Raw genomic sequence first — 20,605 nt, 5'->3', positions numbered from 1 at the left:
TGAAGGCGGCCCCGGCAAAAGGCCAGGGCCGCCTCGGTTGCTGACGCCCTTCTAAGGGCGGCGAAATCAGTAGGCGCTGAGCCCCGTACCCTTGTAGACCTTATCGAACTCGGCCTTCACCGTCTCGTTCTGATAGGAGGAGACGAGGGTCTTTACCCAATCGCCATCCTTGTTCTCTTCCTTGACAGCGATGAAGTTGCGATAGGGATTGTCGGCGATCGGCTCCTGCGCGATGCGCTCCTTCGGCGACAGACCGCTCTTCAGCGCCCAGTCGGTATTGACGACGCCGGCGTCGAGGTCATCGATGGAGCGGCCGACGATACCGGCGTCGAGTTCGCGGATTTCGATGTTCTTCGGGTTTTCCGAGACGTCGACGATCGTCGCCAGAATGCCGGTGCCGTCCTTCAGCTTGATCAGGCCCTCGTTCTGCAGAACGCGAAGGGCGCGGCCTTCGTTGGACGGATCGTTCGGCACGCCGATCACGGCACCTTTCGGCAGCTCGGCGACAGACTTGTGCTTCTTGCTATAGAGACCGATCGGCCATACGCCGGTATAGCCGACACGGACGATATGGTAGCCGTGCTGCTTGACCTGATTGTCCAGATAGGGCTGGTGCTGGAAGGCGTTCGCATCAATTTCGCCGCGCTCCAGTGCCTCATTCGGCTGGGTGTAATCGTTGAAGGTGACCGTTTCGATCTTGAGGCCCTTCTTGGCAGCTTCGCTGGTGACGACCCGCCAGACATCTTCATCCTCGCCACTCATGATGCCGACCTTGATCGACTTGTCTTCCGCAAAGGAAGGCGCCGGCGCAGCAAAGGCGATGAGTGCGGCCGCAGAGGCGGCAACCGCGAGAGCCGCGCGGCGCGAAAGCGAAATGGCGCCGAAATTCTTGTTCTTCGTCATTTTTTTATCCCGTCTGACTTGATGAGGCCGAGCCCCGAGCAGGCGGATAATTGCAAATACGGGCATGGCGAGCGAAGCACGAACGTCTGATGTCGTCTCAACACCGGAAAAACTCTTGCCGCGTCTTCGAGAGCAGCAGGATAAAAATTCCATCAAAATTATGGATTAATCCAGCTGCTAGGCGCGCTCCAAACAAAACGGCGCCCGAGGGCGCCGCTGAAATCCGTCTTTGGATATCGTTTATTCCGCCGCGATCAGCCTTGAGCTTCTGCCAGGAAAGAAGGCAGCGAGTTCGCCGATGACTTCGCCGATGCGCTTGGAAAGCTGTTCGGAGGAAACGCGGTAGTCGGTGAAATCGCGGTCCGAGGCGTAGACAGCGGTCGGCAGCGTATGGGCCATGAAGAAGCCGAAGAGCGGACGCAGCTGATGCTCGACCATCAGCGCATGACGATCGCCGCCACCGGTCGCGGTGATGACGATCGGCTTGGCGCGCAGCTCATGCGGATCGATGAGATCGATCAGATGCTTGAAGAGGCCCGGATAGCTGCCCTTGAAGGTTGGTGCGCCGACAACGAGGACGTCGGCGTTTGCAATGTCTGCGATGATTTCTCTGGCGCGATTGTCGAGGTCATCGCGGCGCAGCGCCTGACCGAGCGACGGCCCGACGTCCGTCAGATCGTAGATTGTGTTGTCGAAGCCGTATTTTTCGGCGGCAAGGCCGGCAATATTCTCTACCAGCGCAAAGGTCTTCGAGGGACGATTGAAGCTGCCGGCAAGACCGACCAGTTTGGGTGCAGACATATCATTTCCTTCCACTATCGCGCCGTCGATGGCTGCATCATGAGACGGATATTATCCATCAAAATAGTAGATTAAAGAAATGACGATCCGTCTTCGCCAAAGGCCAGAGAAAATATATCCGTCCGAAGGCAACCCCGCCCATGCGCTTGCCCGGATGAGAAAGAGGCGCCGAAACGCTTCCAGTGCCTCTTCCCAGTTCAAAGATCATACCGCGCGGTGCTTCGGGATGCGCGGCAGGAAGATGGTGAGCAGGCCGAGCAGCGGCAGGTAGGAGCAGATGCGGTAGACGAAGGCGATACCGTGTGAGTCGGCAAAACCGCCGAGCAAGGCCGCACCGAGACCACCCGCACCGAAGGCGAAGCCGAAGAAAACACCGGCAATCAGGCCGACTCGACCTGGGACCAGTTCCTGCGCGAAGACGACAATGGCGGAGAAGGCCGAAGCGAAAACCAGGCCGATAACGACACTGAGCACGCCCGTCCAGAAGAGATTGGCATAGGGCAGCAGCAGCGCGAAGGGGATAACGCCGAGGATCGAAAACCAGATGACGAAACGGGCACCGAAGCGATCACCGATCGGGCCACCGAGGAAAGTGCCGGTAGCTACGGATCCTAAGAACAGGAAGAGCATGAGCTGCGCCTGCTGCACATCGAGCTGGAAACGGTCGATGACATAGAAGGTGAAGTAGCTCGAGACGCTTGCCATGTAGACGTTCTTCGTCGCCGTCAGCAACACGAGGATGAGGAGAGCCCAGACGACCTTGCTCTGCGGCAGCGGCAGCGTGCGGCTCGGGGCTGCCTTGCTGGCGTTCTGGCGGCGGTGGCTCATGTACCAGTTGCCGACCCAGCTCAGGACCACGATGCCAATCATGGCGATGCCGGAAAGCCAGGACACGCTGTGCTGACCGTTCGGCAGTACGATAAAGGCAGCGAGCAGCGGGCCAATCGCTTGGCCGGCATTGCCGCCCACCTGAAAGAAGGACTGGGCAAAGCCGTGGCGTCCGCCGGAGGCGAGGCGCGCAACGCGCGAGGATTCCGGATGGAAGACGGCCGAACCGAAGCCGATGAGGCTTGCGGCAATGAGCAGCAGTTCGAAGCTGCCGGCATTGCCGAGCAGGACCAGGCCGCAGAAGGTGCTCGCCATGCCGACCGGCAGCGAATAGGGCATCGGCCAGCGATCGGTGACGATGCCGACGAGGGGCTGGAGCAGCGAAGCCGTAACCTGGAAAGTCATGGTCAAGAGGCCGATCTGCACGAAATCGAGGTTGTAATTGGCTTTGAAGAGTGGGTAGAGCGAAGCAAGCAGCGACTGCATGATGTCGTTGAGCATATGGCAGAAGCTGACCGCCACCAGGATAGACATTGCGGTTTTTTCGAAGCGGGGGGCGCTCTCGGCAACGGATGCCATGGGTCTTCCTCCTGCGCGGCCGGACATGCCGGGCCGTCGTCGGTTTCGTGCGGGCTGTTCTAAGGCGATCGGGGCTTGGGAAGTGATTTGTCAGCGGCGGTCGCTGAAAAAGCGTTTATCGTATGAACAGAGACGATTACAGCCCAGATTTGCATGGATCGGTACGCAGTTGTAAGATTCTTGCTCCCGATCCCGCAATTCAGACCCCTCGCACGCCGGTCCCGCAGCAGATTCCCGGCTGGTACCGGGATCCGCGATTGAAACGGCAAATAACTACGAGGCATTTGCCTTCAGTCGCAGATCCGCGTCGAGGCCGAGAGCAAACGAGGGGCTTCCTGTCCGAGCCACGAACCATAGATCCTTGAAGGACCCGTGCGCCTCCAGCAAGACCATGGAAGGCCATATCTCTGCCATCGCCTATCTTAGAAGCCTCGGAAGCGCGAACCTCGTGCTACGATGCCGCCTCCACGGATCTTCGGCCGCGAACGCCGATGACGATCGCTCCACAAAAAGCCGAAAGGGCTGCGAAGCCGAACACTCCTTCGAGCCCTTGGGCGTCGACGATCAGGCCGCCGATTGCTGCCCCGCTTGAGATCGCAACCTGGAAAGTCGTCAACATCAGAGCACCGGCGCTTTCTGCCTCATCGAATGCAGCTTGCGTCACAAAACTCTGGACGCTGACAGGCAAGGCTCCGAACGCGAAACCCCAAAGGGCAGTGGCAACGAAAGCAATGACCGGGAGGATGCCGGCGAGTGCCAAAAGCAACGTCGTTGCGGCGATTCCGCCTGCTGCAATGACGATGGACAGCCTCGTGCTTCGCTCCGAGACGAAGCCGCCGAACAGATTGCCGAGAAATCCGCCGATCCCGAAGGCCAGGAGCGCGGCGGAAATGCCTTCGACTTGCAGATGCGGAACCGTTTCCAGGAAAGGACGAATGAATGTGAAACCGGCAAAATGGCCGGCCACGACAAGCAGCACCGTGAGCAGGCCGAGACGGATGGCCGGACGGCGCAGCACCGCGGCCATTGTCGCCAATCCCGCAGAACCCGTGGCTGGCATCGCAGGCAAGGTCAGGATCTGCACCACGAGTGCGACGCCGCCAACGGCCGCGGCAATCAGGAAAGCGGAGCGCCAACCATAGGCCTCCCCCACCCACGCGCCGACGGGAGCAGCGCAAACCGTTGCAACGGAAACGCCGGTCATGATGATTGCCATCGCCCGCGGCATCAGTTGCTTCGGAACAAGCCGCATGGCGAGCGCCAGCGACAAGGCCCAGAAGCCGCCGAGCGCGATACCAAGCAGCGCACGGGCAATGAGAAGCGCGATAAGCCCACCGGCAGACGCTGCGAGAAGGCTTGACAGAATCAGCAGGCTCGTCAAGCCGAGAAGGGTTATGCGGCGGTCGATCCGGCTCGTGCCGATGACCACGGCGGGTCCGGCGAAAGCACCGACGACCGCCGTCATCGTAACCGACTGACCCGCAGAGCCGATACTGACATTGAGATCATGGGAAATCGGGGTGAGCAGACTGGCCGGCAGGAACTCGGCCGTGACGAGACCGAAAACTCCGAGCGAAAGCGAGACGACGCCGGCCCAGGCGGGCTCCGATTCTCTGGTCTTCTTATGGAATCCACTAGAATTGAGATTCATATGCCATCTCCAAACATGTTGCAGTAAGGCTAGACGGCTCGCTCTGGTGCTTCTATGCTAGAAAATCTATAAATCATGACCGTTCGTCCAAATAATGAAGGTGTCCATGAGCGATGCACTGACGGAAATGATGCGGGGACTTCGCCTGGACGGCGTCGATTATGGCCGTTGTCAGCCTTCTGCCCCGTGGGCTACGGCGTTTCCGATGAAGGATGAAGCGCAGTTCCATTTTCTGGCTGCCGGAAAGGCCTTTGTGCAGACGCCGGACGGAGATTGGATGGAGATGCATCCGGGCGATGCGGTCCTTCTGCCGCGTGGCGATGCCCACGTGCTTGCAAGCGAGCCTGGAATAACGCCGACGCCGGTCGAGTGCATGACGCGCAGACCAGTCTGCGACGGCATTGTCGACCTGCAGTGTCCGTGCGCGGACAGCAAAAACCTCTTGTTCTTTGCTGTCATGCGGTTCAACGTCGACAAGCGTCATCCGCTGCTGCAACTGATGCCAAACGTGATGCGGACAAGCGACCTCTCGGTGAGCGAGCCCTCTATCCCTGCCCTTCTCGATGCCATGGTGCGTGAAGTGGATATGAACCGCGTCGGCGCTGGCGGCATCCTGGCCCGCCTCGCAGATGTTCTCACCGCGACGATCATAAGAGCATGGGTCGAGCACGGGTGCGGCGACTCCTCCGGCTGGTTGACGGCGGTTCGTAATCCCGAAGTAGGACGGGTTCTGGCAGCCATCCATCTCGATCCTGCCCATGACTGGACGGTCGAAGAGCTCGCACGGAAGATGGGGGCATCCCGATCGGGTTTTGCCGAACGTTTCGCCAAGGCAGTTGGAGAGACGCCTGCCCGTTACGTTGCCCGCATGCGCATGCACCAGGCGCATCAGTGGCTGCGCGAAGGACGGCGTGTCGCCGCGATTGCCGAACGGCTGGGCTATGAATCCGAAGCGTCGTTCAGCCGTGCCTTCAAGCGCATCATTGGCGCTCCGCCCGTGACCTTTCGCATGCGCACTCTGGATGCAACTCGTCCCAGAGGTCAGCTCGCATCCTGATAACGGCAGATCAACGCAGCACCCGCGAACCATATCTCGCTTTTGTTCATGACGCTGGGATGCGCGCCCGATCACATTGGCCTTACGCGCTTGGGTTTCACCTCATATACGCTGCGCAATCCTGATATCGGCGCGGGTCGCCAGGCTCTGCAAGTCAACAGGCCGCCCAATCAAGACCGGCGCTTGAATGTATGTTTTTCCGCGGGGAATGCGCGGGAACGCACCTCGCCCGCATAAGCGGCAGCCGCCGCCCCGACCCTCTTTCCAAGTTCGTCGTACCGTTTGACGAAGCGCGGCGTGAAGTCGTTGAACAGTCCGAGCATGTCGTCCGAAACCAGGACCTGGCCGTCGCAGGCGGCCGAAGCACCAATCCCGATCGTCGGAACAGGAATTGCCGTCGTCGCCTCGCGGGCAAATGTCTCCACCGTGCCCTCGATGACGACCGCAAAGGCGCCCGAGTTGCCGATTGCGTCGGCGTCACGCCGGATCTTGGCAATCTCCGTCTCGGAATGTCCAACAGATCGATAGCCGCCGGCGGTATGAACCTGCTGAGGCATGAGGCCGATGTGTCCGAGAACCGGAATACCGCGCGCTGTGAGGAAGGAAATTGTCTCGGCCATCTCCTCGCCACCTTCGAGCTTGACCGCATCGCACCCAGTTTCCTGCAGAATGCGCACGGCGTTGCGATAGGCCAGCTCCTTCGACTCCTGGTAGCTGCCGAAGGGCATGTCGACGACCACGCAGGATCTGGCGACGCCGCGCATCACCGCTTTGCCGTGGGCGATCATCATGTCGAGCGTCACTGCCACGGTGCTTTCCATGCCGTAGAGAACCATGCCGAGCGAATCCCCAACCAGCAGGAGATCGCAATGCTCGTCCAGGAGCCGCGCCATCGGCGTGGTATAGGCCGTCAAACACACGATCGGCGTTCCGCCCTTCATCATCCGGATTCGTGTGGGCGTCAGGCGTTTTGCGGAGCCGACAGCGCTCATTGTGCTTCTCCCTTTCCGGATAAGCCTTTTCTGGCAATCACCCGGTTGTCGAGAAGCTTGGTCGAGCCAATCCGCACGAACAGTGCGACAACCACCGGATCTTCGAGTTTCGCGACATGCTTCAACGTTGAAGCGTCCCTCACGGCGATGACTTCCGGCGTTGCCAGGGGTTCACCACCGATGAAGCCGATCAGCTTCGCTTCAAGGACCTGCGGGTTGGTGAGGCCCTGAGCGACGAGGCGTTCTGCCTCCTCCAATGCGCGCGGGATAATGGCCGCTGCGCGTCGTTCCTCCTCGCTGAGATAAACGTTGCGAGAAGATAGAGCGAGGCCATCCGCATCCCGGACCGTCGGTACTGAAACGATGCGTACCGGTAGAGCCAGATCCTCAACCATCCGTTTGATGATGACGACTTGCTGGTAATCCTTCTCGCCGAAATAGGCGTTGCTTGGCTGGACGATGTTGAAGAGCTTGTTGACGACGGTCGCAACACCCGCGAAATGCCCTGGCCGAACAGCGCCTTCGAGCTCGCAGCCAAGCTCCGGCACATCAACCACAGTTTTCATCGGGCGCGGATACATATCCTCGACACCGGGCGCAAAGAGAATATCGACGCCTGCTTTTTCCAGCATCGTTCTGTCGCGTTGCAGGTCACGCGGGTATCGGGTCAGGTCCTCCGTCGGCCCAAACTGGAGCGGATTGACGAAGATCGAGGCAACGACGATTTCGTTTTCGGCGCGGGCTCGTGCAACAAGTTCCATATGCCCCGCGTGAAGATAACCCATCGTCGGCACGAAACCAACGCCTCCGCCATTTGTTCTCACCGCGGCAAGCGCTGCGCGCACCGCGTCAATGCTCGATAGGACCTGCATGTGCCCTCCCTGGCCGCCTTCCTCACGTTGGGGGCGGATAGAAGATGCAAGCAGGGCTCCAGGTCAATGGTTTCTTTTCGATAAGACCGATTAGATGAAGAAGGTTCGATCAGGGCGTGTCCAAATATTGCGGACGGCAGCCAAGGCGACGAATTTCTCGCCGGGCAATTCAGGCAAGAACAGCGACGGCAGCGCACGTCACACATGCGTCCGAACTCGTATCATGTCGATGGATCTAAAGTTCGTACCATATCCGTGGATTATCGCCCGACTGTATCATCAGCCAGCGAAGATCCGTATCCTTCCAGCTATTGATCGCATTGGTGCGGTTGTCGAGCACCAGATCGCCGCGATCGGTCCTGACGACCAGAACCGCGTGGCCCTTGCCGGTGGGCGTCTTGGTCACGGCGATCCGCAGTGCTTTCGACGACCAGCCCATGGCGATGAGGTGGTCGCGTTTGGTCAACGCAAAATCCTCGCAATCGCCCGCCGTGACGTTCACCTGCCAGACGTCGCCCTGATCGGACCGTTCGTCCACCGGACGGATCGAGCGGTTGACCGACGCGTTGACATCGCCAAGCTGTTTCTCTGCAAGCGGGCTCAAGGAGATTTCGGAAACATCGCCGCGCGCAGTGCACTCATCGGGATTTCGGGCGCAAAACATCACATGCGCGAAAGGCGCGGCAGTCCGGTGCTTTTCAGAAATATAGCTGAACACAGGCGCCGTCTTCAGGCCACGCGCTGAACCGGCAGGACCGTCCGCGTAAGCAGTCGGAGCCGCGAACAGAGATGCAAGCGTCACCACGATAACCAGTTCATGCTTACGCATCTTCTACTTCCGTGTAGCGGTTGATCGAACGATGATGAGCTTCGCTCAGCGGCGGCGAAACCCTTTAAGGGCCTCATTCGGACGGCTGGGCGCTTGGTCGCGATCCTTTATTTCCGAATACCATAACCTTTTCAACGCATAGGCTGATCACATGTTTCACTTTGCGACGCGGGCGCATCCAAGTTGCGGGCATATCCGGTCCTTCAGTCACAGCGCAATTGCCGAAATGCGCATCGCAACCAGACGCACGCCGCCAACGGCTTAACAATTTAAACTAGTGCGGCAGGACGGCCGTTTCAATTGCCGCGATGGGTGCTGATTTGGAAAAAGTCGCCCGCAAGATCTTGGGGTGCGTCCTCCTGAACGGCCATCTGTCGTGAAAGCGGGAGGCGCTTGCAGCGGGCTGGGACACACTTTGCGCAACTCAGCGGATGCCGATGCAAATGCGGGCTCATCGGCAGCTGGAAAACAGTTGCCCCCCGGCTGATTTTAGAAAATGCCTCGCACCTCTATCTTTCCGACGCCGGGTAGCCGCTCCTTTGACCGCCATGCACGCAATGTCGCAGTCGGTATCGCAAGCATCGGCAGACGATGGCGCGAATTCAGCGCGCCCCCTGGCGACGCCGTGAGCGGCGGCGAGGCGGCGGCGAACGTTAGATCATTCGAATTCCAGAGACGTCAGCCGTCTCCAACTGGCGCCCTCAGTATCAGGTTTCTCTGGTGCGAACCAAGCGCCAGAGAAACCTGAGGATAGCCAAAGCAATGGACGTTAGGCGGGCAACTGGAAGATCCAGTTGGCGATCAGTACGATGGCGAGACCGCCGGCGAGCGCGAGATATGGCAGTATCCCCGCCTTCTTGACTCCGAGGTCCTGGCCGACAAGCCCGAGGTCTTCCATGGCGCCGGCGGGGAATTTACCGCCGTCGCGAACGTAGTGGCGATAGGCAAAGACGGGCAGGATAAGCGCGGCGAAGATGAAGCCGACCCAGAGCGCGTTGGCATAGCCCCAGACCTTGGCGCCGGCGCCGAGGAAGAGAGCGTTGACGAAGGCAAGCACGGTATTGACGCCGATCAGCCAGGTGGGGGCCTTCCAGGGGCGCTCGACATGACCGGAATCCATACGATGGATCCAGCCGGAATTCAGGTTCAAGAAGTTGAAGATGATGTAGCCGACATTGGAGACGGCGAGCACGAAGAAATAGCCGCCAGCGTCGGACGCGATCGCCAACAGGAAAAGATTGAACGCAAAGTCTGTCCACATCGCCCGGGTCGGGGCGCCGTTTTCATTGACATGGTCGAGATATTTCGGCAGCCAGCCATCCTTCGAGCCCTGGTAGAGCGTGCGCGAGGAGCCTGCCATCGCCGTCATGATGGCGAGGAAAAGCGCCATGATCATCAGCACGACGAGAAGCTGGGTGACGATGCGGCCGGCGCCGATCAGTCCGCCGAGCGCTTCGGCGACACCCGTGCCGTCGACAATACCCGGCGCCAGCATGCCCTCATGACCGAGTACGCCCTGGAAGGCGAAGGGAACGAGGAAGAAGAACAGGCAGCAGGCAAGGCCGGAATAGAAGATCGCCTTGAAAGTATCGGTCTTCGGGTTCTTCAGTTCGCGCGTATAGCAGACGGCGGTCTCGAAGCCGTAGGTCGACCAGGCGGCGATATAGAGGCCGCCGAGGAAAAGCGTCCAGCCGCCATTGCTCCAGGTACCGTCGGTGCCGGCATAAGCTGCCGTCGGCGGAACCAGCCCGGTGACGTTGGCGCCAACGATCTGGCCACTGATGATCGGATAGAGACCAATGATAAGCAGCGGCACCAGCACGATGATCGCCAGCCATTTCTGGACGCTCGCCGTTTCGGAGATGCCGCGATGCTGGATCGCAAAAATGATCAGCATCAGGATGCCGCCGATGAAGAAGGTGGCGTTGATATTGGCGGTGGCGAGGAAAGGAATGCTGAAGCTGACGAGCGACCAAGTGCGGATCGTCGGCGTCAGCGCCGCGACGCCGTCCGCGCTCACCAGCGCCTTGACCGCATCCTCAGGCGAAGTGCCAGCATGGGCGGCAATATATTCGGCGACGCGGGGGCTATCGGCTGTAATCGAAGCGGCATGCGCGCTGATCCAGGCGAGGACCGCCTGCGAATCCGCCGCCGGGATCGGGAAGAAGGCATTGAGAATATATCCGGCCGCAATGGCGCAGCCGAGCGAAAGCACCGGGGACCAGGCAAACCAGTTGCACCAGACGGACAGCGGCGCGATGAATTTCGAATAGCGCAGCCAGGCCGTGGCACCATAGACCGAGGCGCCGCCCGACTTGTTGCCGAACATGCCGGCGATTTCGGCATAGGTGAAGGATTGCAGGAAGCCCATGATCATCGAGATGATCCAGACGACAAAGGCGAGCTTGCCGGTCGTGCCTGCAATACCGCCGATGGAGAAGAGAACAAGCGGCGGCACGCCGGCTGCCACCCAGAACGCGCCCTTCCAGTCAAGCGCGCGTATAAGCTTACCTTCGGTGCCGGCGGCAACGCCGGCGTCCACGATATCCGTCATCGATGAAATTCCCCATTCTATTTGTTCGGGACGTAGCTTTGCGTACGTCTCCCTGAACGCGCCTCCCGTGGCATGATGGGCTGCCCGGCATTTTCTCGATCCGCGTTCCCCAGCGGATTTCCGAGTCTTGACCCTTTATGCATAGTGAAGATATTTTCTTTTTAGTCAATATCCCTTTACTTTCGGGTAGCATTTTGTCAGCATGATTTGCGTGCCGGAGAGCACATCAATCCCATGAGGACCACATGCGAGATCTCCATCCCGGGATGTCAGGGGTGCGACCCGTGTCGGCAAGCATCATCCGCTATCCCGGTATCCCGGCGCTGCCCGAGGGCGTCGAGCGTTACCGCTGTAAGGGCAGTGGATCCCTTGTTGTTCGCGTCGAGGCAGGCGACCACGTCACCCTGATCGACAGCGAAGGCGGACAGGCCTGCGAGCTTTCCTTCCTCGACGAAAACGGCCGGTTTCAATCGGTCGGCCTCGGTGCAGCCTTCACCGGCCCGGCCGACGGACTGAAGGCCATTCTCTCTTCGGGTGATGAGAGCGCCGCCCGGACCCGCGCGGCACTTGAGCGACGCGGCGCTGATCTCGGCGCGGCAGGTGCGATCCGCATTTTCAGCGAAGCTTCCGCTGCGGGCAGCAAGGCTGAGTTTACGATCGCTTTGAAGGGTCTGTTGGTGGCCGCCGCAGCTGCAACGGCGATGTCGCCTGACGCACAGAATACGGCAACACCGATCGAGATCCGTATCCGGCGCAGCAGGCTGGTCCGCGACTATGCCGCGGCCCTCCCCGAGCCGATGGCCGATCCGATCGAAGACATCCGCATCAGGGCGGCGACCGCATCGGCCTATTTCGTCCGCGCCGGAGAGTTCATCCAGATCATCGACGTCTACGGCCGGCAGTGTACTGATTTCCAGGCCTTTGCCGCCCGCAAGGTCGACAAGGGTCTCGATCTTGCGCTGGACTCCACCGTGACCCGCACCCTGCTCGGCCGCAGCTATCCTGCCCCCGGCCTGCCGTCCAAGGCTTTCGACCGCGATTTCGAGCCGTTGGTGGAGGTCGTCCAGGACACGGTCGGCCGCCATGACGCATTCGCGACCGCCTGCAATTCGCGCTACTACGACGATATGGGTTATCCCGGCCACGTCAATTGCACCGACAATTTCAATGCGGCGCTCGCGCCCTACGGCATACCCGGCCGCAAAGGCTGGGAGGCGCTCAACTATTTCTACAATACGAATATCGACCACAACAACCAGCTCTACCTCGACGAGCCATGGTCTCGGCCGGGTGATTACGTCCTGATGCGGGCGCTGACCGATCTTGTCTGCGTCTCCTCCTCCTGCCCCGACGATATCGATGCGGCCAATGGCTGGGATCCGACCGACATCCACGTCCGCACCTTCTCCGGAAAAGAAAAATTCTCAAGAGCGGTAGCCTATCGCATGACCCCTGACGCCGATGCAGAACTGACGCGGGAAACCGCCTTTCACCCTCGCCTTGCGGCACTGACGCGGGACTACTCCGAATATCGCGGCTACTGGCTGCCGAACCGATTTTCCTCTGAAGGTCCGGTCGAAGAATATTGGGCCTGCCGCGAGAAGGCCGCCGTCATCGACCTGTCGCCGTTGCGCAAATTCGAGGTCACGGGTCCCGATGCGGAGGAATTGCTGCAATACTGCCTGACGCGCGACGTGCGCAAGCTGTCGACCGGACAGGTCGTCTATTCCGCCATGTGCTACGAGCACGGCGGCATGATCGACGACGGCACACTTTTCCGCCTCGGTGACAAGAATTTCCGCTGGATCGGCGGCGACGATTACAGCGGCATATGGCTGCGCGAACAGGCCGAGAAGAAGGGCTTCAAGGCCTGGGTGCGCTCTTCGACAGACCAGATGCACAATATCGCCCTGCAGGGACCGAAGAGCCGTGACATCCTCAAGGAGATCATCTGGACGGCGCCACGCCAGCCCGATATCGGCGAGCTCGAATGGTTCCGCTTCACCGTCGGGCGCGTCGGCGGCTTTGAAGGCGCCCCGGTCGTCGTCTCGCGCACCGGCTATACTGGCGAACTCGGCTACGAAATCTTCTGTCATCCAAAGGATGCGTTGACCGTCTTCGATGCCGTCTGGAAGGCCGGCGAGCCCTACGGGCTGAAGCCGATGGGGCTTGAAGCGCTCGACATGGTCCGCATTGAGGCGGGCCTCGTCTTCGCCCATCACGAATTCGACGATCAGACCGATCCGTTCGAGGCCGGCATCGGCTTCACTGTGCCACTCAAGTCCAAGCAGGACGATTTCATCGGCCGTGAGGCGCTTCTGCGGCGCAAGGAACATCCGCGCCACCTGATGGTTGGCCTGGACGTGCAGGCGAACGAAACGGTCGGCCACGGCGATTGCATCCATGTCGGCCGCGCCCAGATCGGCGTCGTCACCAGCGCGACGCGCTCTCCCATCCTCGGCAAGACGATCGCACTCGCCCGCATCGACGTGACCCATGCCGGCGTTGGCACCGAAGTCGATATTGGCAAGCTCGATGGCCAGCAGAAGCGCCTGCCGGCGGTAGTGGTGCCTCTGTCACACTACGACCCGCAGAAGACCCGGCCGCGTTCGTAAAAGCCTTTATTCTGCCCTGCGCTGGGCGCTGGTGATCGCCCTTGCTGCCTCTTCGGAGGAATTGGCGAGCTGACGCATCTCGGCGGCAAGCACGGCGAAGCCGGATCCCGCCGTCCCCGCCCTTGCCGCCTCGATACCGGCATTGACGGCAAGCAGCTTCAGGTAGCGCAGCGAGTGCAGGATCTCGTTGGTCTTCGAGGCAGTGATGCGCATTCCGGCAGTCTGTTCGTCGATGCGCTGGTAGAGCGACTCGATATTAATGATGCTGCCCTCGAGATAGAGCAGCTCGCCATTTTCGTCCCAGACGCCGCCGCCCGTCTCCGTCACCCAGACATAATGCCCGTCACGATGGCGGATACGATATTCCATCGTCCAGTCGGTGCGGCTTTCCAGCGCTATGCCGACGACCTTGTCCATCAGCGGCACGTCCTCCTCGCACATGATCGAGGTGAAGGTGCGTGTCGTGTTGCCGATGATCTCTTCGGCTGGATAGCCGAAAATGCGTTCGATGCCATCGGTCATCTCCAGCATCGTATAGTTTTCATCCGCACGGCAGCGATAGAGAAAACCGCTCATGCGGCCGAGAACACTGCTCTGAAAATCCATGAAGACCACGCCTTGAGAAAATGAGTGCAGATCGGGTTTGCTTCGTCTCATTTCAAACACGCCGGAAAGGGCCGCGACGGACGACCCTTTCTCGGTTACGCGGGAACTTGGGAGAGATCAGTTGCGCAGATATTCCTCCATGGAATCGTCGAGCGCCTTAACCCAGGGCGTGTGGTGCGTCGGCGACATGTTGCCGGTCATCAGCGAACGATAGGCGTGATCGCGGAAGCCCATGATGTTCTCAGCCTTGTGGTGCTCCCACTCCATGAAGGTCCTGTTGGTTCCTTCGATATCGAAGCTCGGATAGTCGGTCTCGGCGAGCAGTTCCTTCACATAGTCACCCTGGTACCAGATCATCTGCTCGGCATCTTCGAGCGTCTCCTCGCGGGTCCGCCACATGTCGAAATTCGCCTGCAGTTCCTCTTCCGGCGGCAATTTGATGCGGCCCATCATGACATCGCGTGCCCACCAGGCCTGCACGTCGAACATGTTGAAGGTGTAGAACTGATCCTGCATGCCGATATAGAAAAGCTGCGGGTTTCTGTCGAAGATCACGCCTTTGTAGAGATGATCGGCCCAGAGGCGGTTGGCGGTTTTGAGCCTCAATTCGTCGGGCAGGAAGGGAAAGTGATGCTGGTATCCGGTGCACAGGATCAGCGCATCCACTTCCTTCGTTGAACCATCGAGGAAATGGGCGGTGCGGTTTTCGAGCCTGGTCAGCAGCGGCCGTTCTTCGAAATTATCCGGCCAGTTGAAACCCATCGGCTTCGACCGATAGCTCGTGGTGACCGACTTGGCGCCGTATTTCCAGCATTGCGAGCCGATATCCTCGGCCGAGTAGCTGCGGCCGACGATGAGGATATCCTTGCCCTTGAATTCCAGCGCATCGCGAAAGTCGTGGGCATGCAGGACGCGGCCGTTGAAGGTCTTTACGCCTTCGAAATAAGGCACATTCGGGGTCGAGAAGTGGCCGCTCGCCACCACGACATAGTCGAATTCCTCGTCGTACATGTGATCTTCGAGGCGGTTATGCGCCGTGACCGTGAATTTCTTCGTTTCCTCATCGAAACGCACCATGCGAACAGGCGTATTGAAGCGCACCCAATGGCGGACATTCGCCTTTTCGACGCGGCCCTTGATATAGTCCCAGAGCACGGCGCGGGGCGGATAGGAGGCGATCGGTTTGCCGAAATGCTCCTCGAAGGAATAGTCGGCAAATTCCAGGCATTCCTTCGGTCCGTTCGACCAGAGATAACGATACATGCTGCCGTGAACCGGCTCGCCATATTCGTCGAGCCCGGTGCGCCAGGTATAGTTCCAGAGCCCGCCCCAGTCGGATTGCTTTTCATAGCAGACGATCTCCGGGATTTCCGCACCCTTCTGTGCGGCGGACTGGAAGGCCCGCAACTGGGCAAGCCCGGAAGGACCGGCGCCGATGACGGCAACTCTTGTCATGAAGCATTCCCCTTTCGATGATATCGACGTTTTTATCTTGTGCAGTCGTTCGCCATCCGCCCGTCATCAGTCCGGAAAGATGCCAGGGCTCGTCGGCGCGCCGTCGTCAAATCCGGAGAGCCAGTCGATGGTCGTCTCGCGGTAGCGTGTCAGTCCCTTGTAGTCGACGAGCTCCGCCGGCAGAGTTTTCAGGACGCGCGGAAAGCGGCGCGCCCATTTCGGCACCGTCACCAATTCCTCCATGTTCATCAGGTAGCAACGGATAACGAAGAGGATGGCGTTCGAGCGCGGCAGGCGCCAGAGGCTCTGCAGCTCGACGCGCAGATGCACCTTCTCGCCGACATTCTCTGATGTCACGGTCGTGCGGTCCGGTCCCCATTTGGGATAATTCTCCGGACTGGTATCCAGCCGCGGATTGATGGTCATCGTCCAGTTGAAACGGCGCGTCGGCTTGCCCTGCTGCAGGTTCAAGAGGAATTTCAGCGCCCTGTCGAAGACGCCGATCTGGTGGGCGAGCGGCACTGGCCCGTGCCATTCCATGAAATTCATGCCGATATCGAAATCCAGCGACCAGTCGGCCTGGGTCGTCACCATGCCGGCATCCATCCAGAGATTGCCGTCACGTTGGTCGACGATGCAGAAATCTCCCTGAGCCTGGCGGGTGATGTATTCGAGCGGCTCATAGGGCAGTGTCGAACGGTCGCCGAAGGTGAATGTGTCGTCGATGCCAAGCGGCCGGTTGATCCAGCGCCACTGGTCGCCGTTCTTGATCAGCGTGAAATGCTCGGGATAGCCGGCAGCCTGCTCCTCCATCAGGAGTTCCAGCGTATCCCATTGCGCCGTCATCATGTGCGGCAGCGCCTGATAGCGCAGCGGGTCCTCTTTCAGCACCAGCGCCCTGTCCTGCATCTCGGCGACGTAATGCTCGTCGACATCGATGAGGCTTTCGAACACGGTGCCCTCGCGGCCCTTCACATGCGGCTCCATGTTGACCGAATACATGTATTCGTCGCGATCAAAGGGAAACGGAAAGCGCCGGATGTTTTCCGGGCTGTTGCGATAGGTGAAATCATCGCGGAAGGTTTCCTGTTTGAAGACGATGGCCATGTCCGTTCTCCTTGTTCCGCTTTCTGCTCTAGAGGTCGAGGCTGAGCCTGTTTCCCTCGAAGCGGGAGACACAGATCATCACCTTGCGGCCGGAGGCCTTTTCTTCATCGCTCAGATAGACGTCGTGATGCAGGAGCCTTCCCTCGCAGGCCGCAACTGCCGTCTCGCATTGTCCGCAGGCGCCTCCCCGACAGAGGAAGGGCGCGTCAACGCCTGCCGCCTCGATCGCCTCCAGCATGCTCTCGTGGTGACCGACATGGACCGTCTTTTCCGACCGCAGCAGCTCTACGTCGAAAGGCCTGCCGGGCTGGGAGGACAAAAACCGTTCCGAATGCAGGTTTTGCTCCGGCCAGCCGGCCTCGAGACCGGCCCTCAGCACGCCATCGATCATGCCGGAGGGACCGCAGACATAAAGGTGCGTGCCGAGCGGCTGGCTGTCGAGCAGGCGGGCGAGAGGAATGAAGTTGCTCTCCGCATCGCAATAGATCTTCACCCGGTGCGAACCGTAGCGGTCAACCAGTTCCCGGCAATAAGCGCCGCGGTCGTGGGAGCGCACCGCATAATGCAGCTCGAAATTGGCACCCTCGCGCGAAAACTGTTCCATCATCGCGATGAAGGGCGTGATACCGATCCCGCCGGCGATCAGAAGATGCTTGCGGGCGCGCCAGTCCGGCTGGAAGAGGTTGACGGGATAGGAGACCTTCATCTCGTCTCCCTCGCGCACCTTCTCATGCATGAAGGTCGAGCCGCCGCGGGAATTCTCGACATGCAGCACGCTGATTTCATAGGCCGAGCAATCCTGCGGCGGCGACATCAGCGAATAGGCGTTGCGCCGGATATGGCCTTCGTCATTCATAGAGACGATGACATGCGCGCCGCCGGAAAAATAAGGCATCGGCCGGCCATCGAGGCGTTCGAAGCGGAAGCGCTTGATGCGTTCCGCGACCGGCGTCACCGTCGTCACGCGTACGGGAATTTCTGTACCACCGCTCACAGGAACAATTCCTCCGGATCAGGGGCGCTGCCCGGCTCCTCAGCATCGATATTGACGCCCTGGAAGGCGCCGAGTCGACGGGAAAAGTGATCGCGCACCAGGAGCGGCAGACCACAATGGCTGCAGGTGAAGGGACTATGCGTGACGTTGTCTGTGATGCCCTTGCAGTGGACGCATTGCACCCGCCGCGCGAGCGACCCTCGATGTTCCGTAATGATCGAGGCGTGGTCCATGCCATGGTCGAGGGCGACCATCATCGTCTGGCCGATGAAGCCTTCGGTGCCTGCAAGATAGAGTCGCGTACCCATGCGGGCGGTCGTCAGCGAACCTTTCAGCCGAAAGAGCAGCGTGGGGATCGTCGGGGCGACAAAGAACATGTCGGCGTCGAGGCGGCGAAGTGCCTCGTCATGGCCCTTTCCCTGCGAACCGCGGGCGACATAGAGGATCTCGCTGCGGGAAAGGATGCCTGTATCGAGCCCTGCCGTCTGGTCGAGAAGGGCATTCGCACCCTCTCCCTCCAGCGCGAAGATATGATGCCGGGCCTGCGGCTGGATCGTCAGACCCTTGTAGACCGGCCGGCTCTTGATGCCTTCGACAAGCATGCCTGCGCCTCCTTAACCGACCGCCGTCCTCTTCTTCTTTTCCGGATCGTCGAAGGGCAGCGCATGGGCAATTGCGCCGGTCTTCAGGGTCTTGCCGCGCACCTCGAGCTTCGTACCCTGGACAGCCTTGTCGACGTCGAGACGGGCGATCGCCATCGACTTCTTCGTCAGCGCAGAATAGCTCGGGCAGGTGATGACGCCGACTTTCTTTCCGTCAGCATAGACTTCGTCGCCGAGATCGGCCGGGCCGTCGGCATCGATCAGCATGCCGAAGATCTTGAAGCGTTCTTTGCCCTTCAGCCGCGCATGTTCCTCGGCGCCACGGAAGCCGGTCTTGCCGGGGCTGACCGTGAAATCGAGGCCGAGTTCCCACAGGCTGTCGCCAGGCGGCTGGTCGGCAAAGGGATACATTTGCGAGTTGTCGTAGGGATAGAAGAGCAGGTAGCTCTCGACACGCAGCATGTCGAGCACAGAGAAGCAGCAGGGGATGATGCCCATCTCTTCGCCTTCTGCGACGATCCGGTCCCAGACCATGACGGCGTCCTGGCCGCGCACGAAGATCTCGTAGCCGCGCTCGCCGGTATAGCCTGTGCGCGAGATCATGACAGGCGCACCGAACAGCGTCGTCTGCATGTGATGGAAATATTTGAGGTCGCGGATGCCGGGCACATATCTGGCGAGGTAGTCGACGGCCAACGGTCCCTGCAGCGAGAGATCGTGCAGGTCGTCGTCGAAGAGCACGGCGCAATTGCGGCCTGCCGCCTGCTTGACGATCTCCTCATGGCCGGAGCCTGAGCCGTGCACCAGCATCCAGGAATTCGGGCCGGTGCGGTAGACGATGCAGTCGTCGGTGAAGTAACCGCGGTCGTTCAGCATGGTCGCGTAGACCGAGCGGCCGGGATAGATCTTCGTCATGTCGCGGGTGGTGATGTAGTCGAGGACAGCGATCGCATGCGGGCCGACCAGATGCACCTTCTTCAGGCCCGAGACATCCATGATACCGGCCTTGGTGCGGACTGCGACGTGCTCGTCAGACATGTTCTTGTCGTAGGTCCAAGCGGTTCCCATGCCGCTCCAGTCCTCGAGCTTCGATCCCAGAGCGCGATGCCGATCCGCCAAGGCGGAGAAACGCCAAGATAATGCCATTTCCGTTCCCTCTTATTTCCTCTACGGAATATTTATTTCCTGACTATATTCGTCTTTCACGCTGTGGCAAGCCAATCCCGGTGATTTTTGTCGGCTGTCTCAACGGCACTTTCCTTAGAATATCGGCGGCGTCAGCCCTGCCGAGCGATGGGCGGCGATCACGGTATTGGCCATCAGCATGGCAATGGTCATCGGGCCGACGCCGCCGGGAACCGGGGTGATGACGGCAGCAACCGGAGAAACCTCGGCAAAGGCGACATCGCCGACGAGGCGGGTCTTGCCCTCGCCGCGCTCGGGGGCGGCAATGCGGTTGATGCCGACATCGATGACGGTGGCGCCGGCCTTCACCCAATCGGCCCTGACCATTTCCGGACGGCCGACGGCGGCCACCAGGATATCGGCGTTGCGGCAGATGCCGGCGAGGTTCTTGGTGCGCGAATGGGCAATGGTGACCGTTGCATTGGCATTCAGCAGAAGCTGCGCCATCGGCTTGCCGAATAGATTAGAGCGGCCGATGACGACAGCGTTGAGGCCGGAGAGATCCTCGCCATGGGTGCGGCGGACGAACACCATGGCGCCGGCCGGCGTGCAGGAGACGAGGCCGGTCTTCAGATCGCCGGTCGCAAGCTTGCCGGCATTGACGACGCTCAAGCCGTCGACATCCTTCTCCGGCAGGATCGACTGGATGATCGGCTCGCTGTCGAGATGTTTGGGCAGCGGCAGCTGCACGAGAATGCCATGGATCGAGGGATCGGCGTTGAGCGAGGCGACGAGCGTTGCAAGCTCCTCCTGGCTCGTCTCGACGGGAAGCGTGTGCTGGACGGACTTGAAGCCGCATTCCTTGGCCATGCGGCTCTTGGAGCTGACATAGGTGTGGCTCGCCGGATCGTCGCCGACAATGATGACCGCAAGGCCCGTCCGGACGCCCTTGGCGGCTTCAAGCGCAGCATTAGCCGATTTCACGGTTTCGATTACGGATGCGGCAACCTGCTTGCCGTCGATGACCTCGACCAT

General features: G+C 60.2%; 17 protein-coding genes. 2 read left to right on the top strand and 15 right to left on the bottom strand.

The window, feature by feature from the left end:
* Nucleotides 1-66: 66 nt before the first annotated feature.
* The 4 genes from JNB85_RS09845 to JNB85_RS09830 form a co-directional block, all read right to left on the bottom strand.
* On the bottom strand, nucleotides 67-903 hold the full coding sequence (locus JNB85_RS09845) for a MetQ/NlpA family lipoprotein (protein ID WP_220334137.1): 837 nt from the start codon (nucleotides 901-903) through the stop codon (nucleotides 67-69).
* Nucleotides 904-1,143: 240 nt separating this feature from the next.
* Nucleotides 1,144-1,704 carry an FMN reductase gene (msuE, locus tag JNB85_RS09840; RefSeq protein WP_220334136.1) on the bottom strand — a complete coding sequence of 187 codons (561 nt, stop codon included), beginning with the start codon at nucleotides 1,702-1,704 and terminating at the stop codon, nucleotides 1,144-1,146.
* 204 nt (nucleotides 1,705-1,908) lie between these two features.
* Complete coding sequence (locus JNB85_RS09835; protein ID WP_220334135.1) at nucleotides 1,909-3,111, bottom strand: MFS transporter; 1,203 nt, start codon at nucleotides 3,109-3,111, stop codon at nucleotides 1,909-1,911.
* A 451-nt stretch (nucleotides 3,112-3,562) separates the two neighbouring features.
* The gene (locus JNB85_RS09830) at nucleotides 3,563-4,762 is read right to left on the bottom strand and encodes an MFS transporter (RefSeq protein ID WP_220334134.1); all 1,200 of its coding nucleotides are present in this window, start codon (nucleotides 4,760-4,762) and stop codon (nucleotides 3,563-3,565) included.
* 106 nt (nucleotides 4,763-4,868) lie between these two features.
* Here JNB85_RS09830 and JNB85_RS09825 point away from each other — a divergent pair, with 106 nt between their 5' ends.
* Nucleotides 4,869-5,819 carry an AraC family transcriptional regulator gene (locus JNB85_RS09825; protein WP_220334133.1) on the top strand — a complete coding sequence of 317 codons (951 nt, stop codon included), beginning with the start codon at nucleotides 4,869-4,871 and terminating at the stop codon, nucleotides 5,817-5,819.
* A 170-nt stretch (nucleotides 5,820-5,989) separates the two neighbouring features.
* Here JNB85_RS09825 and panB read toward each other — a convergent pair whose 3' ends face one another.
* The 4 genes from panB to JNB85_RS09805 all read right to left on the bottom strand — a co-directional run bounded on the left by panB (nucleotide 5,990) and on the right by JNB85_RS09805 (nucleotide 11,066).
* Nucleotides 5,990-6,811 (bottom strand): 3-methyl-2-oxobutanoate hydroxymethyltransferase, encoded by an 822-nt coding sequence (panB, locus tag JNB85_RS09820; protein WP_220334132.1) that lies wholly within the window; start codon nucleotides 6,809-6,811, stop codon nucleotides 5,990-5,992.
* Nucleotides 6,808-7,683 (bottom strand): pantoate--beta-alanine ligase, encoded by an 876-nt coding sequence (gene panC / locus JNB85_RS09815; protein WP_220334131.1) that lies wholly within the window; start codon nucleotides 7,681-7,683, stop codon nucleotides 6,808-6,810. The genes panB and panC overlap by 4 nt, the downstream gene beginning before the upstream one ends.
* 235 nt (nucleotides 7,684-7,918) lie before the next feature.
* The gene (locus JNB85_RS09810; protein ID WP_220334130.1) at nucleotides 7,919-8,512 is read right to left on the bottom strand and encodes a transglutaminase-like cysteine peptidase; all 594 of its coding nucleotides are present in this window, start codon (nucleotides 8,510-8,512) and stop codon (nucleotides 7,919-7,921) included.
* Between the two features lie 769 nt (nucleotides 8,513-9,281).
* Nucleotides 9,282-11,066: a trimethylamine N-oxide permease gene (locus JNB85_RS09805; protein ID WP_220334129.1), complete on the bottom strand. Its 1,785-nt coding sequence runs from the start codon at nucleotides 11,064-11,066 to the stop codon at nucleotides 9,282-9,284.
* Between the two features lie 245 nt (nucleotides 11,067-11,311).
* On the opposite strand from JNB85_RS09805, the gene JNB85_RS09800 reads away from it, so the two are divergent.
* Nucleotides 11,312-13,681 carry a trimethylamine N-oxide demethylase gene (locus JNB85_RS09800; RefSeq protein WP_220334128.1) on the top strand — a complete coding sequence of 790 codons (2,370 nt, stop codon included), beginning with the start codon at nucleotides 11,312-11,314 and terminating at the stop codon, nucleotides 13,679-13,681.
* 6 nt (nucleotides 13,682-13,687) lie between these two features.
* Here JNB85_RS09800 and JNB85_RS30925 read toward each other — a convergent pair whose 3' ends face one another.
* The 7 genes from JNB85_RS30925 to folD all read right to left on the bottom strand — a co-directional run bounded on the left by JNB85_RS30925 (nucleotide 13,688) and on the right by folD (nucleotide 20,605).
* Nucleotides 13,688-14,287, bottom strand: coding sequence for a methyl-accepting chemotaxis protein (locus tag JNB85_RS30925; RefSeq protein WP_220334127.1), 600 nt, complete (start codon nucleotides 14,285-14,287; stop codon nucleotides 13,688-13,690).
* 117 nt (nucleotides 14,288-14,404) lie between these two features.
* On the bottom strand, nucleotides 14,405-15,742 hold the full coding sequence (locus JNB85_RS09790; RefSeq protein WP_220334126.1) for an NAD(P)-binding domain-containing protein: 1,338 nt from the start codon (nucleotides 15,740-15,742) through the stop codon (nucleotides 14,405-14,407).
* Between the two features lie 66 nt (nucleotides 15,743-15,808).
* Nucleotides 15,809-16,849: a heme-dependent oxidative N-demethylase family protein gene (locus tag JNB85_RS09785; protein WP_220334125.1), complete on the bottom strand. Its 1,041-nt coding sequence runs from the start codon at nucleotides 16,847-16,849 to the stop codon at nucleotides 15,809-15,811.
* 28 nt (nucleotides 16,850-16,877) lie between these two features.
* On the bottom strand, nucleotides 16,878-17,843 hold the full coding sequence (locus JNB85_RS09780) for a PDR/VanB family oxidoreductase (protein WP_220334124.1): 966 nt from the start codon (nucleotides 17,841-17,843) through the stop codon (nucleotides 16,878-16,880).
* Nucleotides 17,840-18,445, bottom strand: a complete 606-nt coding sequence (locus tag JNB85_RS09775; protein WP_220334123.1) for a dimethylamine monooxygenase subunit DmmA family protein — start codon at nucleotides 18,443-18,445, stop codon at nucleotides 17,840-17,842. The genes JNB85_RS09780 and JNB85_RS09775 overlap by 4 nt, the downstream gene beginning before the upstream one ends.
* 12 nt (nucleotides 18,446-18,457) lie before the next feature.
* On the bottom strand, nucleotides 18,458-19,591 hold the full coding sequence (locus JNB85_RS09770; RefSeq protein WP_220334122.1) for an aminomethyl transferase family protein: 1,134 nt from the start codon (nucleotides 19,589-19,591) through the stop codon (nucleotides 18,458-18,460).
* Nucleotides 19,592-19,705: 114 nt separating this feature from the next.
* Nucleotides 19,706-20,605 (bottom strand): bifunctional methylenetetrahydrofolate dehydrogenase/methenyltetrahydrofolate cyclohydrolase FolD, encoded by a 900-nt coding sequence (gene folD, locus JNB85_RS09765; protein ID WP_220334121.1) that lies wholly within the window; start codon nucleotides 20,603-20,605, stop codon nucleotides 19,706-19,708.

This window comes from Rhizobium mesosinicum (genome assembly GCF_019511345.1).
GTDB classification, from domain to species: Bacteria; Pseudomonadota; Alphaproteobacteria; order Rhizobiales; family Rhizobiaceae; genus Rhizobium; species Rhizobium mesosinicum.
This window is presented reverse-complemented; position numbering and strand designations above follow the sequence as displayed.

Bases quoted from the DNA above. Each gene is read 5' to 3' on its own strand.
- JNB85_RS09790 (WP_220334126.1), bottom strand. From the start codon at position 15,742: ATGACAAGAGTTGCCGTCATCGGCGCCGGTCCTTCCGGGCTTGCCCAG.
- JNB85_RS09770 (WP_220334122.1), bottom strand. From the start codon at position 19,591: ATGGCATTATCTTGGCGTTTCTCCGCCTTGGCGGATCGGCATCGCGCT.
- JNB85_RS09775 (WP_220334123.1), bottom strand. From the start codon at position 18,445: ATGCTTGTCGAAGGCATCAAGAGCCGGCCGGTCTACAAGGGTCTGACG.
- msuE (WP_220334136.1), bottom strand. From the start codon at position 1,704: ATGTCTGCACCCAAACTGGTCGGTCTTGCCGGCAGCTTCAATCGTCCC.
- JNB85_RS09845 (WP_220334137.1), bottom strand. From the start codon at position 903: ATGACGAAGAACAAGAATTTCGGCGCCATTTCGCTTTCGCGCCGCGCG.
- panC (WP_220334131.1), bottom strand. From the start codon at position 7,683: ATGCAGGTCCTATCGAGCATTGACGCGGTGCGCGCAGCGCTTGCCGCG.
- JNB85_RS09805 (WP_220334129.1), bottom strand. From the start codon at position 11,066: ATGACGGATATCGTGGACGCCGGCGTTGCCGCCGGCACCGAAGGTAAG.
- JNB85_RS30925 (WP_220334127.1), bottom strand. From the start codon at position 14,287: ATGGATTTTCAGAGCAGTGTTCTCGGCCGCATGAGCGGTTTTCTCTAT.
- folD (WP_220334121.1), bottom strand. From the start codon at position 20,605: ATGGTCGAGGTCATCGACGGCAAGCAGGTTGCCGCATCCGTAATCGAA.
- JNB85_RS09810 (WP_220334130.1), bottom strand. From the start codon at position 8,512: ATGCGTAAGCATGAACTGGTTATCGTGGTGACGCTTGCATCTCTGTTC.
- JNB85_RS09835 (WP_220334135.1), bottom strand. From the start codon at position 3,111: ATGGCATCCGTTGCCGAGAGCGCCCCCCGCTTCGAAAAAACCGCAATG.
- JNB85_RS09800 (WP_220334128.1), top strand. From the start codon at position 11,312: ATGCGAGATCTCCATCCCGGGATGTCAGGGGTGCGACCCGTGTCGGCA.
- JNB85_RS09830 (WP_220334134.1), bottom strand. From the start codon at position 4,762: ATGAATCTCAATTCTAGTGGATTCCATAAGAAGACCAGAGAATCGGAG.
- JNB85_RS09825 (WP_220334133.1), top strand. From the start codon at position 4,869: ATGAGCGATGCACTGACGGAAATGATGCGGGGACTTCGCCTGGACGGC.
- panB (WP_220334132.1), bottom strand. From the start codon at position 6,811: ATGAGCGCTGTCGGCTCCGCAAAACGCCTGACGCCCACACGAATCCGG.
- JNB85_RS09785 (WP_220334125.1), bottom strand. From the start codon at position 16,849: ATGGCCATCGTCTTCAAACAGGAAACCTTCCGCGATGATTTCACCTAT.